14 protein-coding genes are annotated in these 15923 nt (G+C 75.5%); 7 read left to right on the top strand and 7 right to left on the bottom strand.

Annotated elements, in window-relative coordinates; all coding sequences use genetic code 11:
• Window positions 1-152: 152 nt before the first annotated feature.
• Window positions 153-656 carry a GNAT family N-acetyltransferase gene (locus ABTZ17_RS31760; protein WP_352199246.1) on the top strand — a complete coding sequence of 168 codons (504 nt, stop codon included), beginning with the start codon at window positions 153-155 and terminating at the stop codon, window positions 654-656.
• A 16-nt stretch (window positions 657-672) separates the two neighbouring features.
• Here ABTZ17_RS31760 and ABTZ17_RS31755 read toward each other — a convergent pair whose 3' ends face one another.
• Entirely contained in the window at window positions 673-1368 is a 696-nt protein-coding gene (locus ABTZ17_RS31755) for a class I SAM-dependent methyltransferase (protein ID WP_352199245.1), read from the bottom strand.
• A 398-nt stretch (window positions 1369-1766) separates the two neighbouring features.
• Here ABTZ17_RS31755 and ABTZ17_RS31750 point away from each other — a divergent pair, with 398 nt between their 5' ends.
• The 3 genes from ABTZ17_RS31750 to ABTZ17_RS31740 all read left to right on the top strand — a co-directional run bounded on the left by ABTZ17_RS31750 (window position 1767) and on the right by ABTZ17_RS31740 (window position 4292).
• Complete coding sequence (locus ABTZ17_RS31750) at window positions 1767-1919, top strand: hypothetical protein (protein WP_352199244.1); 153 nt, start codon at window positions 1767-1769, stop codon at window positions 1917-1919.
• A gap of 179 nt (window positions 1920-2098) precedes the next feature.
• On the top strand, window positions 2099-2929 hold the full coding sequence (locus tag ABTZ17_RS31745) for a hypothetical protein (protein ID WP_352199243.1): 831 nt from the start codon (window positions 2099-2101) through the stop codon (window positions 2927-2929).
• Window positions 2930-3035: 106 nt separating this feature from the next.
• Window positions 3036-4292, top strand: coding sequence for an SLC13 family permease (locus ABTZ17_RS31740; RefSeq protein ID WP_352199242.1), 1257 nt, complete (start codon window positions 3036-3038; stop codon window positions 4290-4292).
• Window positions 4293-4302: 10 nt separating this feature from the next.
• On the opposite strand, the gene ABTZ17_RS31735 is transcribed toward ABTZ17_RS31740, so the two are convergent.
• Entirely contained in the window at window positions 4303-5175 is an 873-nt protein-coding gene (locus tag ABTZ17_RS31735; protein ID WP_352199241.1) for a GntR family transcriptional regulator, read from the bottom strand.
• A 392-nt stretch (window positions 5176-5567) separates the two neighbouring features.
• On the opposite strand from ABTZ17_RS31735, the gene ABTZ17_RS31730 reads away from it, so the two are divergent.
• Together ABTZ17_RS31730 and ABTZ17_RS31725 are read left to right on the top strand one after the other, a co-directional pair.
• Window positions 5568-7169 carry a beta-N-acetylhexosaminidase gene (locus ABTZ17_RS31730; RefSeq protein ID WP_502994932.1) on the top strand — a complete coding sequence of 534 codons (1602 nt, stop codon included), beginning with the start codon at window positions 5568-5570 and terminating at the stop codon, window positions 7167-7169.
• Window positions 7170-7282: 113 nt separating this feature from the next.
• Window positions 7283-8725, top strand: a complete 1443-nt coding sequence (locus ABTZ17_RS31725) for a cellulose binding domain-containing protein (protein ID WP_352199240.1) — start codon at window positions 7283-7285, stop codon at window positions 8723-8725.
• Window positions 8726-8756: 31 nt separating this feature from the next.
• On the opposite strand, the gene ABTZ17_RS31720 is transcribed toward ABTZ17_RS31725, so the two are convergent.
• The gene (locus ABTZ17_RS31720; protein ID WP_352199239.1) at window positions 8757-9827 is read right to left on the bottom strand and encodes a serine hydrolase domain-containing protein; all 1071 of its coding nucleotides are present in this window, start codon (window positions 9825-9827) and stop codon (window positions 8757-8759) included.
• A gap of 258 nt (window positions 9828-10085) precedes the next feature.
• Between ABTZ17_RS31720 and ABTZ17_RS31715 the strand changes: the two genes are divergently transcribed.
• Window positions 10086-12038, top strand: coding sequence for a hypothetical protein (locus ABTZ17_RS31715; RefSeq protein ID WP_352199238.1), 1953 nt, complete (start codon window positions 10086-10088; stop codon window positions 12036-12038).
• Window positions 12039-12107: 69 nt separating this feature from the next.
• Here ABTZ17_RS31715 and ABTZ17_RS31710 read toward each other — a convergent pair whose 3' ends face one another.
• The 4 genes from ABTZ17_RS31710 to ABTZ17_RS31695 form a co-directional block, all read right to left on the bottom strand.
• Window positions 12108-13037, bottom strand: coding sequence for a DUF7916 family protein (locus ABTZ17_RS31710; protein WP_352199237.1), 930 nt, complete (start codon window positions 13035-13037; stop codon window positions 12108-12110).
• Between the two features lie 102 nt (window positions 13038-13139).
• The gene (locus tag ABTZ17_RS31705; RefSeq protein WP_352199236.1) at window positions 13140-13808 is read right to left on the bottom strand and encodes a hypothetical protein; all 669 of its coding nucleotides are present in this window, start codon (window positions 13806-13808) and stop codon (window positions 13140-13142) included.
• Between the two features lie 144 nt (window positions 13809-13952).
• On the bottom strand, window positions 13953-14558 hold the full coding sequence (locus tag ABTZ17_RS31700) for a GNAT family N-acetyltransferase (protein WP_352199235.1): 606 nt from the start codon (window positions 14556-14558) through the stop codon (window positions 13953-13955).
• Window positions 14555-15718 (bottom strand): ThiF family adenylyltransferase, encoded by a 1164-nt coding sequence (locus ABTZ17_RS31695; RefSeq protein WP_352199234.1) that lies wholly within the window; start codon window positions 15716-15718, stop codon window positions 14555-14557. Before ABTZ17_RS31695 ends, ABTZ17_RS31700 begins: the two co-directional genes overlap by 4 nt.
• Between the last annotated feature and the right edge of the window lie 205 nt (window positions 15719-15923).

Below are 15923 nucleotides of genomic sequence, written 5' to 3'. Positions count from 1 at the left end.
CGAGGGCTTCTCGCAGGTCACCGACGGTGTGGGCGCGGAGGACCCGGAGGCCGAGGGAGGCCGCGTTGGCGGCGAGGTCCACGGTGGGGGGGGCGTTCTCGGACCGGGACCCCTCCGGGCGGCCATGATCATCGGTGCGGCAGAGTGGGCGCATGCCCGACTACGAGACGATGCCCTTCCACCTGGAGACCGAGCGGCTGCTGCTGCGCCCCTGGGACCCCTCGGACGCCTCCTGGTTCGCGGAGCTGCTGGCCGAACGGGACGGTGAACCCCGCGAGGTCGAGCGGATCCGCACCGCCATCACGGAGCTGCTCGACGCCACCGCGACCACGGGGATCGCCCTCCTCCCCATCCTGCGCAGAGCGGAGGGGGACGTCATCGGCTACTGCGGACTGATCATCGGGCGGGCCACCCTGGACGAGCCCGAGATCGCCTACGAGCTGTTCCGGCACGCGCACGGTCGGGGCTACGCCACGGAGGCCGCGGCCGCCGTGCTCGGCGCCGCCGCGGCCACGGGTCGGACCCGCCTGTGGTCCACCGTGGGCACCTGGAACGCCCCCTCGCTCCGCGTCCTGGAGAAGCTGGAGTTCACCCGGGACCGCGTGACGCGGGAGCCGAACGGCGAGGTCGCCTGGCTCACCCGCCCCCTCCCCTGACCCGCCCCCACTGCCGCTACGGGCGGCGCAGCCGCACCGCGAGGAACATCGGCTTCTCGTGGCTCTTCGCGTGCCGTCGGGGGTCCACCCGGCGGCCCGCTTCGACGGCGCGCGGCTCCACCAGCGCCTCCAACAGGAAGCCGGCGGCGAGCAGCTCCCCGATGAAGGTCTCCAGCGTCAGCCGGCGGAAGGTGAGCGCGTGGCCCTGCCCGAAGGGCAGGCTGACCCGGTCCTCGTCGAAGTAGGAACCGCCGAAGTGGGCCCAGTCCCCCGTCGGGTGCGAGGTGGACACGAGCAGGGTCCCGCCCGGCCTCAGCACCCGCCGCACCTCGGCGAGCAGGTGGTCCCGGGCCTCGACGTGGTGGTAGACGAGGGCGAGGACGGCCAGGTCGAAGGCTCCCTCGGGGAGGAAATCGAGGGGTCGTTCCAGGTCGTGGTGGTGCAGGGCGACGGCCGGACCCAGTCGCTCGCGCGCCACGGCGAGCAGGCTCTCGCTGCCGTCCACTCCGGTGACGGAGGCGGCCCCGCGCGCGAGGAGCTCGGCGGCGTAGTGCCCACCGCCGCAGCCGAGGTCCAGGACCTCCAGTCCGGCCACGTCCCCGGCGAGCCCGAGCACCGCCGGTCGGTCGGTGTGGGCGTTGTACGTGCTGTCGGTGGCCTGCGCGGCGAACTCCTCGCCCATGGCCCCGTGATAGGCGGTCTCGGATCTCATTCCTCCATGATCCCGAAGGCCCGTCACGGGACCGCGGGCGGCAGGGCCAGGGGTTCCGGCGCGCCACCGCGACGGAGCCGGGTCCACGCACACTGCCCGGCAGCGGATCGGGCCGCGCGAGAATATTTTCGAAAGAACACGGAAAAATTCCTCCACCATTCGATATCACTCCATGGCGATCCCTGGCGATTCCCATCCCGGGGGCTCTTTTGGCAGCCGATCTTGAATACGTGCCCGAGACTGGTCCGACGTGGCGCGGCACCGGCGCCACCGACCCGCCCGGGGCGACCACGAGGCATCCCGCGATGCGCTCGACGTGACCGCGTCCGGACGATTCGGACCCGACGAGTTGGCGTGAGGGGGCAGGCAGGGGACTCGATCTCACCCTGCTGACCTGCATGTTCGTAGACCTGGCCCGGGAGGCCGGTGCCGAGTTCCTCGGCGGCGCCCTCCTGTTGCTGACCGTGGCCCTCCTGCGGCGCGCCCGGCGCCGACGGGAATCGGACCGCCCCGAAGAAGGCGGTCGCCATATCGCGGGGGGAGAGGAATGAGCGAGGAAAGCGAAAATGTCATCCTCGGGACGACAGATGATGTCGTCCTCCCCATGACATACCCCGTCATGGAAAAGACGACAGAAACGGTCAACGCGGAGACGACACGGAAAGGGCTCCCCCGCCCCGCGACCCGGGACGCGGAAACCGCGACACCGCCGCACCCGGACCGCGCGCCCGTGGGAGGGGCGCGGCGGGGCGCCTGGTTGCGGTTCACCTCGCCGACCGCGCCGCCGCCGGACAGCTGGCAGGGGGAGCTCGCGAGGGAACACGGGCTGCGCCCGTCCGGCCCACGGCTCGCCGAGGTGGCCGAGCGGTACGACGCGGTGCAGCGGGCCGTCGAGCACGCCGCCCTCGACAAGGTGCCGGTCGAGGACCTCCTCGCCGCCCTCCTCGTGATCCGGAAGCTCCGCGAGAAGCTGGTCGAGGACGAGGCCCGGTTCATCGCCGCCGCGCGGCACCGGGGCGTCACCTGGCAGCGGCTGGCGGGAGCGCTGGAGCTGGGCAGCCGCCAGGCCGCCGAACGGCGGTACCTCCAGCTCACCGGCGGCTCTCCGGCCGCCGCGCACGCCGGCGGCACCCAGGCCGAGCGGGTGACCCGGGCGCGACGGCTGCGCGGCCGCCGCGCCGCGGACGCCCCCGCCCCCGAGCGGGCCGAACGGGCCGTGGACCTGGCCACGCGACTCGCGGCGGTCCCCGACCTCCAGGAGCTCGCGGACCGTTCGCCGTACGCCCGGCTGGCCGATGCCCGGGCCCGGGTCGACGAGGAGCGCCTCGGGCTGCGGCCCGGAGCGCCCGTCTCCATGGCCTGGCCCCGGGCGCTCCGGCACGCGCTCGCCGGGCTCCGGGGGCTCACGCCGGGAACGGCGCGGCACGCCGAGGCCGTCGGCGACCTGCTGAAGCCGCTGCGCGAGGCCGCCGATCCGGAGCGGGCCGACGCCTCCGGCCATCCGGAGCTGTTCGCCCGGATCCGGGAGCTGGTCGCGGAGGCCGCCGACGGGCCCGGCTGAGCCGGCGGGGCCCGGCCCCGCCGCCGCCCCGCCCCGGTGGGACGTCCGGCCACGCTCGTGGACCCCGGCTGGAGGGGGGACGGGGGGAACGGCGATGATCGGGGCCATGCTCGTCGAAGTGGTGTCCGTGGCCGCGCTGGCCGTGGTCCTGATCTGTGCCGTCGTCCGTCCCCGTGGTCTCCCGGAGGCCGTGTTCGCCGTGCCCGCCGCGGGGGTGGTGCTCCTCTGCGGGGCGGTGGGCCCGGCGGAGGTCGTCGACGAGGCGGGGCGGCTCGGGCCGGTGATCTGGTTCCTCGCGGCCGTCCTGGTGCTGGCCAAGCTCTGCGACGACGAGGGCCTCTTCCACGCCTGCGGCACGTGGATGGCGCACTGGGCGCGGCGACGGCCGCAGCGGCTCCTCGGCGCGGTATTCGCGCTGGCCTCGCTGATCACGGCCGTGCTGAGCCTGGACGCGACGGTGGTGCTGCTGACCCCGGTGGTGTTCGCGACGGCCGCCCGGATGGGGGTGCGCCCGGCCCCGCACGCGTACGCGAGCGCCCACCTGTCGAACTCGGCCTCGCTGCTGCTGCCGGTGTCCAACCTCACCAACCTGCTCGCCTTCACCGCCTCGGGGCTGAGCTTCACCCGGTTCGCCGGGTTGATGCTGCTGCCCTGGCTGGCGGCGATCGCGGTGGAGTACGCGGTGTTCCGCCGCTTCTTCGCGGCCGACCTGCGCCGGGCACCCGACCCCGACACCACCGGTGTCGCGGAGGAGCCGGTGGAGGTGCCGCTGTTCCCGCTGGTGACGGTCGCGGCCACACTGGCTGGTTTCGCCGTGGCCTCCGCCCTCGGGATCGATCCGGCCTGGGCGGCCACCGCCGGTGCGGCGGTGCTGGCGGTACGTGCCCTGGCCCGCCGTCACACCACCCCGGTGGCGCTGGTCGGGGCCGCTTCGGTGCCGTTCCTGGCCTTCGTCCTCGCCCTGGGCATCGTGGTCCGGGCGGTCGTCGACAACGGTCTGGGCACCGCCCTCGACGGGCTGCTGCCCGAGGGCGGAACCTTCCTCGCCCTGCTCGGCACGGCGGCGGTGGCGGCCCTGCTCGCGAACCTGATCAACAACCTGCCGGCCGTCCTGGCCCTGGTCCCGCTCGCCGCCCCGGCGGGCCCGGGCGCCGTCCTGGCCGTGCTGTTGGGCGTGAACATCGGCCCCAACCTCACCTACGCCGGCTCCCTCGCCACCCTGTTGTGGCGCCGCATCGTGCACGGCCACGGCCACGAGGTCGAGCTGCGGGAGTTCACCCGGCTCGGCCTCCTCACGGTGCCCGCCGCCCTCCTGGCCTCGACCGCGGCCCTGTGGCTGTCCCTGCTCCTGATCGGCCCCTGACCTCCCCGGCTCACAGCACGGGCTGGACGTCCCCGGTGGTCACCGAGCGTCCCGTGCCGGGGGCGGGCAGGTCACCGGGGGGAATGCCCGGATGGTGGCGGACGCCGTCGGCGGCCGGGTCCGGGTCGCCGAGGCGGATCCGGGACACGATCCGGTAGCGGTCGCCCCGGTACAGGGAGTGCACGTACTCGGCGGGCCGGCCCGCGCGGTCGGTGGTCAGGCGCTCGAAGCGCAGGGCGGCGGAGTGCGCGGGCACGCCCAGCAGCCGGGCCTCGCGCTCCCCCAGCACGGTGGGCTCGATGGCCTGCACGGCCTCGTGCACCACCGTGCCGTGGCGGGTGCGCAGCAGCTCGTAGAAGTCCCCGCTCTCCATGTCGGCCGCGACCAGCCCGGGGACCCGCTCCTCCGGAACGTGCAGGTACTCGATCGCCATCGGCTCCCCGTCGACCAGGCGCAGCCGGGCGATGTAGACGATCGGGGCGGACGGGGCCAGGCGCAGCCTGCGGCCGACGGCCTCGCCCGCCGGGAGCACCGCGAACTCCAGGACCCGGCCCGCCCAGCTGCCCTGGGCGCGCGGAAGGCTGAAGCCGGACTCCGCGCCGGCGGGCGACAACTCCTGGGTGATCTTGGCGCGGGCGGCGAACATGCCGCGGCCGTGTTCGCGGACGACCAGTCCCGCGGCGACCAGCTCGTCCACGGCGGCCCGCACGGTGGGGCGGGAGACGCCGAGCTGCGCGCAGAGGGCGCGTTCGGAGGGGAGGGCGGCGCCCGGCGCGGCGGACTCCGCCAGGCCGCGCAGGTGGTCGCGTACCCAGAGGCGCTTCGCGACCGGGCCCCGAGCCGTGCCCGGACCCACCGGCCGCGCACCCGCTGTCTCCGTCATCCCGGCACCCCCGTGTCGTCAGCGTGTCGTCGGCGGTCGTCCGGTGCCGTGCCCGCGCGGACGGGGGGGGCAGGGCCGGACGACCAGACCAGCTCCCGGATGTTACCAGTGCGCGGACGGGCCGCAGGCGGCTCCGCCGGATCCTCTACAGCCGTGCACAGCTGGGGTGTTGACCCGCTCGCCGGGCAGGTCCGAGGGGTTGACCGGCTCTCCGGCCTGTGCCACTTTCCTTACCAGTTGCTGACCAGTTTCCCGAACTGGTCAGCGTGCGACGGGGTTTCCGGCCGCCGCCGGTCGTCCGGTGCTCCGGTCGCCCCCGCCGTCCCGGCACCCGTCCCCGCACCGTCAGTCGCGCCCGCTCCGGCCTCCCGGGCGGCGGAGGAGGAGACCCCGTGAGCACGGTCAGCCCGAGACCGCAGGCGCCCGCGCCGGCACCCGCCCGGATCACGGCCCGCGGGGAGCTCCCGGAGCTGCTGCCGCGTCCGCTGCGGTCGATCCCGCTCCCCGGGTCGTTCACCCTCACCGAGGACACCGCCCTGCGGCCCGGACCCGGTACCGCACCCGTGGCCGGGCTGCTCCGCACGCTCCTCGCACCCGCCACCGGCCTGCCCCTCCCCGACTCCCCCGACGGGGCGGTCCTCCTCGTCCTGGATCCGGCCGAGCACGACGCCCTCGGACCCGAGGGGTACCGGCTGACGGTGCTCCCCGACCGGGTCCGGCTCCTCGCCGCGGAACCCGCCGGGCTCCGGCACGCCGTCCAGTCGCTGCGGCAGCTGCTGCCCGCCGAAGCCCTCGGCGACCGGCCCGCGCCCGGCACCGCCTGGACCCTGCCCGGCGTGGACCTCCTCGACCGACCCCGGCACGCCTGGCGCGGACTCATGGTGGACACCGCCCGTCACTTCCAGCCCCTGGACCGGCTGCTGCGCACCGTGGACCGGATCGCCCTGCACAAGCTGAACGTCCTGCACCTGCACCTCACCGACGACCAGGGCTGGCGCCTCCCCGTGGACGCGTACCCCCGGCTCACCACGGTCGGCGCGGTCCGGGACCGGACCCGGCTCGGTCCGGCCGAGGACGGCACCTGGGACGAACGGCCGCACGGCGGGGCCTACACCAAGGCCGAACTGCGGCTGCTGGTCCGCCACGCCGCCGAGCGCGGCGTCACCGTGCTCCCCGAGATCGAGATGCCCGGACACGTGGGCGCCGCCCTCGCCGCCTATCCGCACCTGGGCGTCGGCTCCGCCCGCCCGGACGGCGTGTGGACGGACTGGGGAGTCTCCGAACGGGTGCTCGGCACGCACGAGCCCGTCCTCGACTTCTTCCGCACCGTGCTCGACGAGACCATGGAGCTCTTCCCCTCCCCGTACGTGCACCTCGGCGGCGACGAGTGCCCCACCGTCCAGTGGGAGGAGGATCCGGACTCCCGGTCCCGGGCCGCCGCCCTGGGGCTGCCCTCGGCCCGCCGGCTGCGGACCTGGTTCCTGGGCCGGATGGGCGAGCACCTGCTGGCCGCGGGCCGCCGTCCGATCTGCTGGGCCGAGGAGGAGGCGGGCACGCTCCCCACCGAGTTCACCCTCATGGCGTGGCGGGACGCGGGGCACGGACTCACCGCGGCCCGCCGCGGCCACCCCGTGGTCATGGCCCCGCACCGCACCACCTACCTCGACTACCCGCAGACCGACCGGCACGGCGAACCCCCCGGCCAGGCCGGCGCCGTGGTGGACCTGCCCGCCGTCTGGAGCACCGACCCGGCCCCCGCCGACTGGCCCGCCGAGGAGGCCGGGCGCGTCCTGGGCACCCAGGCGCAGCTGTGGACCGAGTACGTCACCACGGGCGGGCACTACGACCGGCTGCTGTGGCCCCGGCTCTGCGCCCTCGCCGACCGCGCCTGGAACCCGACGGGCGAGTACCGGCGGGACTTCCTCCCCGCCCTCGCCGCCCACCGCCCCCGGCTGGCCGCCCTGGGCGTCACCACGCCCGGCCCGGGCGCCTGATCGACCGGGCACCACCGGGCTCCCCGCTCCGGCGGGCCTGCCCAGCCGTACCCCGGCCCACGCCCGCCCCCTTCCGCACAGGCCCGTTCCGACCCCCACCGAAAGGAACTCCCGTGTCCGTCCGCCCCCACCGCACCACCCGCATCGGCCTCGCCGCCGCCTGCGCCCTCGTCGCCGGCACCGCGGCCGCCGGGCTGCTCGCCGCCCCCGCCTCCGCCGCCGCCGACTCCCTCAGCGTGCAGTACCGCACCAGCGCCCCCGGAGCCACCGCCGACCAGGTGGAACCCTGGCTCAAGGTCACCAACACCGGCTCCACCACGGTGCCGTTGAGCCAGGTCAAGCTGCGCTACTACTTCAAGGCCGACGGCCCCGCCCTGGACTACCGGTTCGCCTGCTCCTGGGCGGTGAAGGGCTGCGCCCACATCACGGGCACCTTCGGGACGCTCGCGCAGCCCACCGCCACCGCCGACCGGTACCTGGAGATCGGCTTCACCTCGGGGGCGGGCTCCCTGGCGCCCGGCCAGAGCACCGGGGACATGCAGTTGCGCTTCCACCGCGCCGACTGGCAGACCCTCACCCAGTCCGACGACTACTCCTTCGGACCGGCCCGGAGCACGTACGGCGACTGGGACCGGATCACCCTTCGCTCCGCGGGGACCCTGCTGTGGGGGACGGCCCCGGCCGGCAGCGAGCCCACCACCCCGCCCACCACTCCCCCGACCACGCCCCCCACCACCCCGCCCGGGGACGCCAAGGTCCTCTTCGACGACTTCTCGTACACCTCGCACGCCGACCCGGCCCTGTCCGGCAACGGCTGGACCGTCAAGTCCGGTCAGGGCGGACCCGGGGTGCCGGGCGCCACCTGGTCCCCGCAGGACGTCACCTTCCCCTCCTCCGGCGGCAACACCGTCATGAACCTCCGACTGACCACCGACGGCACCGCGGCCGGCACCAAGGAGACCGAACTCCAGACCACGGCGAGGAAGTTCAAGAACGGCACCTACGCGGCCCGGGTCCGCTTCGACGACACCCCCACCGGCGGGCCCGACGGGGACCACGTGGTGCAGACCTTCTTCGCCTTCACCCCGCTCAACGCCCCGATGGACCCCGACTACAGCGAGCAGGACTTCGAGTACCTGCCCAACGGCGGCTGGGGCGAGCCCTCGAACATCATGTACGAGACCACCTGGGAGACCTACAACCCCGACCCGTGGAACGCCGTCAACACCCACGGCGAGCAGCGTTCCTCCCACGACGGCTGGCACGACCTGCAGTTCACCATCGACGGCACGTCGGTGACCTACTCCGTGGACGGTCAGGTCGTCGCCACGCACGGGGAGCCGTACCTGCCCGAGACCCCGCAGTTCATCGACTTCAACCACTGGCTGATCGACCTGGTCGGTCAGACCTCGAACATCCCGCGCTCCTACGACCAGCAGGTGGACTGGGTGTACTTCGTGAAGGACCAGGTGAAGACCCCCGCCCAGGTGGCCTCGGAGGTGGCCGCGCTGCGGGCCGCGGGCACCCGCTTCAAGGACACCGTCCCCGGCAGCTGACCCGGTGCGCGGGATGCCGGCACCGGTGCGGTCAGGCGGCCGCGCCGGTGGCCGGTGCGGCGTGGGCCGGGTCCCGCTGGAGCGCCTTCAGCAGGGCGAAGGCCGGGGTGTCCACGGGCCGTTGGGTGTTGGACAGCACGACGACGGCCACCCGCTCCTCGGGACCGAAGCCCACGAAGGAGGAGAAGCCGCCCGTCCCGCCGTTGTGCCAGATCTGGGTGTGCCCGCCCTGGCGCGGGTGCAGCCGGTGCCCCATCCACCCCAGGTGGGCCCAGGAGACGGGACCGGTACGGTGCCGGCCCGCGCGCGTCAGGGCCACCGCCTCCGCCAGACCGGCGGGGGCCGGACCGTACTGCGCCCGGACGAAGGACACCAGGTCGGCGGCGGTACCGCGGAGGGCGCCCGCCCCCGCCAGGTCGGCGAGCCGCCACGGCGCCACCGGGCGGCCCCGCCGGTCGTGACCGACGGCGAGCCGCGCCGCGCGGTCCCCGTCGGCCTCCACCACCGTGTCCGCCATCCCCAACGGGTCGCAGACCACCTGCCGGACGAGGTCTCCGTAAGGGGTGCCGGCCCGGCGGGCCAGGCCGAGGCCCAGGAGTCCGGCTCCCAGGTTCGAGTAGCGGAAGCGACGCCCGGGGACCGCGCCCAGGCGGGTCCGGGCGAGGCCGTCCAGCAGCCGCTCGGCCGTGCAGTCGGCGTACGGATCGGGGGTGGTGGGCCGCAGCAGGGCCTTGAGCAGCATGCCCTTGGGGAGGCGGGGCAGGCCGGAGGTGTGCGTGGCGAGGTGGCGGAGGGTGATCGGCTCGCCACCGCGGGAGGGTACGGAGGACCCGGCGGGGAGCAGGGCCGCGAGCGGATCGTCGAGGCCGACGGCCCCCTCGACGGTCAGGCGGGCCAGGGTGAGGGCCGTGAACACCTTGGTGACGGAGCCGATCTCGAAGAGGGTGTCCGCGCCGGGCGCGCCGGTGCCCTCCGCGCCGGTCCGCCCGGCGCCGCGGATCTCGACGGCGTCCCCGGCGACGGCGGCGACCACCACGCCGGTCCGGTTCCGCGCGAGGTGGTCGGCGGTCCGCCGGGCCAGGGTTCCGAGGTCTTCTGCCATACCGCCATCCTGGCCGCCCGGGAGGGCGGACTCGTGCGCCCGGATGAGGATTCGCCGGGGCCCGCGCTCCTCCCTGAGGGTGACCCGCCGCCGGACCGTCTCCGCCCCGGGGCGGACGGGGTGCGAAAGGGGCGCGCGCCGGTCCGTCCGCCCGGTCGGGTGTGACCATCCCATGATCGCTTCGTTGTCCGCTGTGTGGGAGAGAGCACGGGAGACGGAAACGGATCCGGGACCCCGCCGCGTCGCACCGGTGAGCCGGTGCGACGGGTCGAGGCGGTCATCGTCGAGCGCTACCCGCAGTTGGTGCGCCTGGCGTATCTGACGCTCGCGGACGGGCTGGACCGGCACACACGGGTACTGCGCGCGCACCGCGCGGTCCAGCGGTCGCTGGGCGGCGCGGCCCGCGAGGTTGGTCGGGGCGCCGAGCCGACCCGGGCGGTGCGGGCCGAGGTGGTACGACTGGCCGCCCGGCGGGGAAGGCTGGTGGTGCCGCCCTGGGTGTGGGGCCTGCGGATGTGGCCGGTGGCGGAGGAGCTGGACGACACGGCGCGCGCCCTGGCCGGTCTGGGCCCGTTCGCCCGTGCCGGTTTCGTGCTGTGCCGCCTGGACGGGCTGGCCCCGGAGGAGGCGCTGGGGCTGCTGGCGCTGGCGGGCGCGGCGGAGCCCGAGGAGGAGTTGCGGGCCGGGCTGGCGGTGCCGGGCGCGGCCGAGGCGGCCGGGACGGTCCCCGCGGAGCCCGCGGAGGCGGGGCCAGGCGGCACGGGAACGGCGCCCGACGGGGGCCCGCCCGGTGAGGACCCGCCCCCCGTCCCGACCGAGCGGCCGGTGTTCCGGGCCTCGGACGTGCACACCCGGCCGACCGACCTGCTGGTGCGCCGGGCCCGGTTGCGGGCCGGCGGGGCGCTGGTGGCGGCGGCCCTGGTGCTGGGCACGGTCCTGACCCGGTCCGGCGGGGAGGACACGGAGGCGGTGGCGGCGCCGTACGCGGGAACGCCCGCGGCCCGCGTCGCCCTGGATCCGGCCCGACTCGTGCGGGTCCCCGCGCAGGACTGGTCCGACACCGGCCGGGTGGACTTCACGGCCTGGCCCGCGCGCGGGGCCCGGAGCGGGGACCGCGCCCTGCTCACCCGGGCGCTGGCCACCTGGGGCGCCCCCACCCTGCGGACCGTGGTGGCCGTCGCCCCGTCCGTGACCGCCGAACCGCCCACCGGATCACCCCAGTTGCTGTACGCGGGGGATCCGGTGCCGGGGACCACCGTGGTGGTCTTCGCCCATGGGGACCGCATCGTCCGCTACACCGAGGAGCGGGACGGGCAGGGGTCCACCCTGGACTTCGCCCGGACCGACGACGCGAACGTCACCACGGCCGCCGCGGTGGTGCTGTGGCGGGACGGCGGATCGGTGCGGCAGTTGCTGGCGCCGTGGATCGCGACCGCCGGGGTCCGCGAGTTGGCCGACCCCGCGTCCGCCATCGTGCCGTTGACGCCGGCGGCGGACGGCACCGTCACCGCGCGGATCGGCACCGGCGCGGCCTCGGGCTGCGCGGACCGGCCCGCGCTGCCGGTCCTGGAGGTGGCCTCCTCGGCGCGGATCGTGGAGAAGCACGCCTTCCTGCTGGCCGACCTCGGCGGACTGCTGCCGGTGCACCTGACGTACACGCCCCTGGCGGGCGGGGCGGGTTCGCCGCCCGCGCGCCAGCCCCGCGAGGCCACCGGGCCGGTGGCCCGGGAGCGGTGGGCGCGGGAGCTGTGCGCCCTGCGCGAGGTGGACGGCCGGGCCGTCCGCGCGGTGAACCTGTGGGACTTCGCGGAGACGGACCTGCCCGAGGGGGCGGGGCGGGCCCTGTGGTCCTGTACCCGTGCCACGTACTGGTCCGGCCGCGGTGACGTGGAGGTGCGGCTGCGTGCCGGGCGGGCGCCGTCGGCTCCGGTGGCGCGGGTGCGGTCCACGGCGGCGTGCGGGCGGTTCGGGCAGCACGTGGTGGCGGGCACGGTGTGGAAGGGCCCGTCGGGTCGCTCCTACCGGCTGGCGGCCGGTAGCCGGGAGGTCGTGGAGATCACGGTGGCCGGGCCTGGCGGGGCCAGGGCGGCGGGACGGTCGCTGACCGCTCCCGCGGGGGCTCCGGGTACCGCGCCGCCCGCGCTCAGCGCACGACTGCGGACGGGCACGGTCATCACGGCGCTGGACGGGGGTGCGGGCGGACGGGACTGACGGGCCCGGCCGGGCCCACCGGGTCCGTACCGGGCGGCAGGCGCCCGCCCCGGGTCGCCGGTGCCGGGGTCACCAGGCGCCGGCGACGGGGGTGCCCGGGTCGAGCGGGCGACGGCCGCCGAGGGCCATGCGGTTCCAGGTGTGCCGGCGGCCCCGGAGGGCGACGGAGTAGGCGTAGAGCAGCTCGGGGTCGCACATGCCGGGGATGTAGGAGTCGCCGAAGTGGTGGGCGTCGAAACCGCATTCCTTGGCGGTGAGGGCGAGGTGCGGGGCCACGTCGGTGTGCGAGCCCTCCTGGCTGGTGCCGATGGCGCCCATGACGATCGCGCCCGCGTCCTGGACGGCGGCCACCGCCTCGGCGGCCAGTTCGCGGGTGACTCCGGGCAGGGTGCCGGGGAGCGGCATGACCACGCCGTCGGCCCCGGCCTCCACGAGCGCGGTGAGGGCTCCGGTGGTGACCCGCTCGGGGTGGCCGGCGTGGTGCATCTTCCCCGACCAGAGGGCGGCTTCGTCGCCGAGGGCCTCGCGGAGTTCGGCGGTGACCCGGGCCATGCCCGCGTAGGAGCCGCCGGTTCCGGGGTTGGCGGTGATGCACAGCATCGCGGCGCCCATGTCGACGAGCCGGCGGGCGCCCTCGGGGGTGGCGCGGCGGATCTCCGGTACGTCGCCGGGCTCCAGGTTGACGCCGACGGGGCGGCCGATGACCCGGGCCAGGTCGGTGAAGGAGGTGAACTCGCCGAGGCCCGGGAGGCGGAGGCGTTCGCCGTCCCAGGCGCGCTCGATGAGGTTGAGGACGATGATGTCCGCGCCGAAGGCGGCGACCAGTTCGGCGTTGTGCACGCCGCGGCCGTCGGGGTGCGGGGACAGGGCGGCGCGTTCGGCGAAGACCTCGCCGACCACGGTCCGTCCTTCGGCGGCCGCCACGGCACGGGTCAGGTCCCGGCCGCGGAGGGCGGCCAGGGCGTCACGGTCCAGGTCGAGGATGCGCAGGTCGCTCATGACTCCACCGTAGGGACCCGGCCCGGGACCGACCGCCGTCTTTGGTCGGGACCGGTGGGGACGAAGGTCCCCACCCGCCCCGCCGGCCGGGTCGGCGACGGATCACAGCAGCGCGGAGAGGTCCTCCCCCCAGTAGACGAGGGTGTCCACGGCACGCCAGCGGTGCGGGCCGTCGCTCGCGGCCAGCTCCCGGACCCGGGCGCGCAGGCCGGGGATCTCGCAGGACAGGGCGGGCAGCGTGAGGAGCGGCAGGAGGGCGCCGAGGGCGGCCTCCCGGATCTCCGGCGAGGGGTCCTTGAGGAAGCGGCGGACGGCCTCGTAGAGGGCCGGGGCGGCCTTGAGGAAGGCGTTCACGTCGGCCTGTTCGCCCGTGGCGGTGTACTGCTGGACCACGGCTTCGGCGGCGGTGTCGCCCAGCCACGCGAGGAGGCCGAGGCGGAGCGGGAAGCGGCCCCGCGGGCCGTGCTCGCGCTCCTCGGCGGCGGTGCGGTCGGTGACGGGGGTGCGCGTCGCGGGGTGGGGCAGCACCGCCGCCACGTACCGTGCGGCGGGGGCGGCGGCGCTGGAGAGCACGGCCTCCCGGCACACGTCCTCGATCAGATTGCGGAGGGCCGCGCCCTGGACGCGGGGGTCGCCGTCGAGGAGCCCCAGAAGGATCTCGGGCGTCTCCGGCGCGACGCCCGGGCGGCAGTTCTGCACGGATTCCCAGTCCGTGCGGCGCAGGAGCTCGTACGGGTCTACGGAGCCGTCGCGTTCCTCGTTGGTCTTCATGCGACCAGTGTGCGGTCACTCGCTGACAATCGACCCCCGTGCAGGGAACCTGAGGGGCCGTCAGCACGTCGGTCGGGGGGCCGGGCGGGGGTCGTCCGGGGCGGGCCGGGCGGCGCCCCGGGTGCCGGGGCGCGCCGGGCGGGGTCAGCGGCCCGCGGGGGCGGGTGCACCTGCGAGGATGCCGGCCTCGGTGGGGGTGGCCTGTTGCTTCCACTCGGAGGCCAGGGCGGCGTACGTGGTGACGTCGTGCCAGATGCCCTGGGTGCGGAACAGTTCCCTCAGGGTGGCCTCGGGGCGCAGCCCCGCAGCCCGCATGACCGCTGACATCCGGGTGTGGTCGGAGCGGTGGCCCGCCCAGACCCGGTGGACCCCGAGGCTGCCGAAGGCGAGGGCCATCAGCAGGCGGCCGGCCTCGTGGGCGTGGCCGCGGACGGGGGCGTCGGGGAGCAGGACCAGCCCGGTGATCATGGCGTTGCGGCCGTACTCCTCGACGAGCAGGCCGATGGTGCCCACCATGCGGTCCTCGCCGGGCGGGCACACGGCCAGGGTGTAGCGGCGGCGGGGCGGCAGGAAGGGCTGGGCCAGGCAGCGGACGAAGGAGTCGTGGGCCTCGTCGGTGTCCTGCCGGTCCACGCCGAGGTAGCGGGTGAGCACGGGGTGGGTGAAGATCCGCTCGTAGGCGCCGTGGTCGGAGACGCGGAGTTCGCGGAGCCAGAGGCGGGAGCCGTGGAGGTCGGGGAGACGGTTCACCGGGCGGCTCCGGCGGCGGGCTCGGGAACGCTGGAGCGGCCCGGGGCGAGCAGGCGGTCGAGGTCGACGTAGTAGCGGCCGGAGGGCAGGTGGCCGCCGAGCAGGATGCGGCGGGCGGCGTCGGTGACGAGGGCGCCGCCGAGCATCACCCCGCTGGCCAGCTGCGGCCAGCTGGACAGGCTGGTGCCGATCCGGCCGAGGGCGTCGGTCATGGCGGGGCTGAGGCCGTCCTCGTCGACGATGTCGAGGAGGAAGCGGATCTGTGCCGCCCGGTCGAGTCCGGCCACGTCGGCGGAGGTGGTGGTGCCGATCCGGCCGTGGCAGAGCGGGCGGGTCGGTTCGAGGTCGAAGCGCTCCACGTCGAGGAGGCCGCGGTCGTTCGCGTCCATCAGGACGGGGATCCGGCGGCGCCGGGCGTGTTCCCGGGCCGCCACCTTCACCCACGGCGTGTCGCACTCCTCGACGAGGAGGTCGAGGCCGTCGGCGAAGAACTCCGCCACGGACTCCTCGGTGACGCCCCGGCGGTGCACCTCGACGTCGAGGTAGGGGTCGAGTTCGTACATGCGGCGGGCGCAGAGCACCGCCTTCTCCTGGCCGAGTTCGTGGACCCCGCCCCGCAGCCGGTTGAGGTTGGACAGGCCGAGGCGGTCGAAGTCGGCGAGACGAAACGATCCGCCGACTCCTTCCATGGCGCAGGTGAGCGCGGCGCACTCCCCCACCGAGAGGCCGATGACCCCGATGCGGCGGTGCAGCAGCGCGGCCTGCTCGGCCCGTGTGATCTTGTCGCGGTTGCGGTCGGTGCGGACCAGCCGGAAGGACTCGCGCGGGAGCACGCGGACCAGGCGGCCGGACCACGGGTACCAGGCCCAGGTGCCGTACCGATCGGCGGGCAGTCCGGCGCGGGCCGCCTCGCTGGCGGTGGCGAGGCCGCGCTCCGAGCGGTCGGTGCCGGGGTCGAGGCAGGTGACCAGCTCCGTCAGCTGTTCCTCGACGCTGTCGTGGACCTCCCGGATCCGGCCGGAGTCCCGCAGTCGGTCCAGGGCGGAGGCGGTGCCGGGGTCGGCCGCGTCGAAGAGGACCGGGCGAAACGATTCATCCTCGGGACCGCCGGAGTCCGCGGGCAGGCGGACAGGGGCGGGGGAAAGGGTGTTGGGGTTCACGAACCGGAATCTAGCAATCCGGCGATCTTGGAATTCGCCCGTCACCTTCAGGCGCACACTCGAATTGATCTTCGAGAACGTGCGCTGCCGCGCTCCCCCGTACGCCCGTACGCCCCCGCCGTCCGGCCTCTCGACCGTCCGGTGCGGCGCACCTCCCCCACGGCGCGCCGCACCGGACGTCTCGCGGGGAGTCCCCGGTGGGCGC

It is taken from the genome of Streptomyces sp. NPDC097619 (assembly GCF_040302735.1).
Classification (GTDB): Bacteria; Actinomycetota; Actinomycetes; order Streptomycetales; family Streptomycetaceae; genus Streptomyces.
Note: the sequence above shows the minus strand (reverse complement) of the source record. Positions and strands in the feature narration are given on the sequence as shown.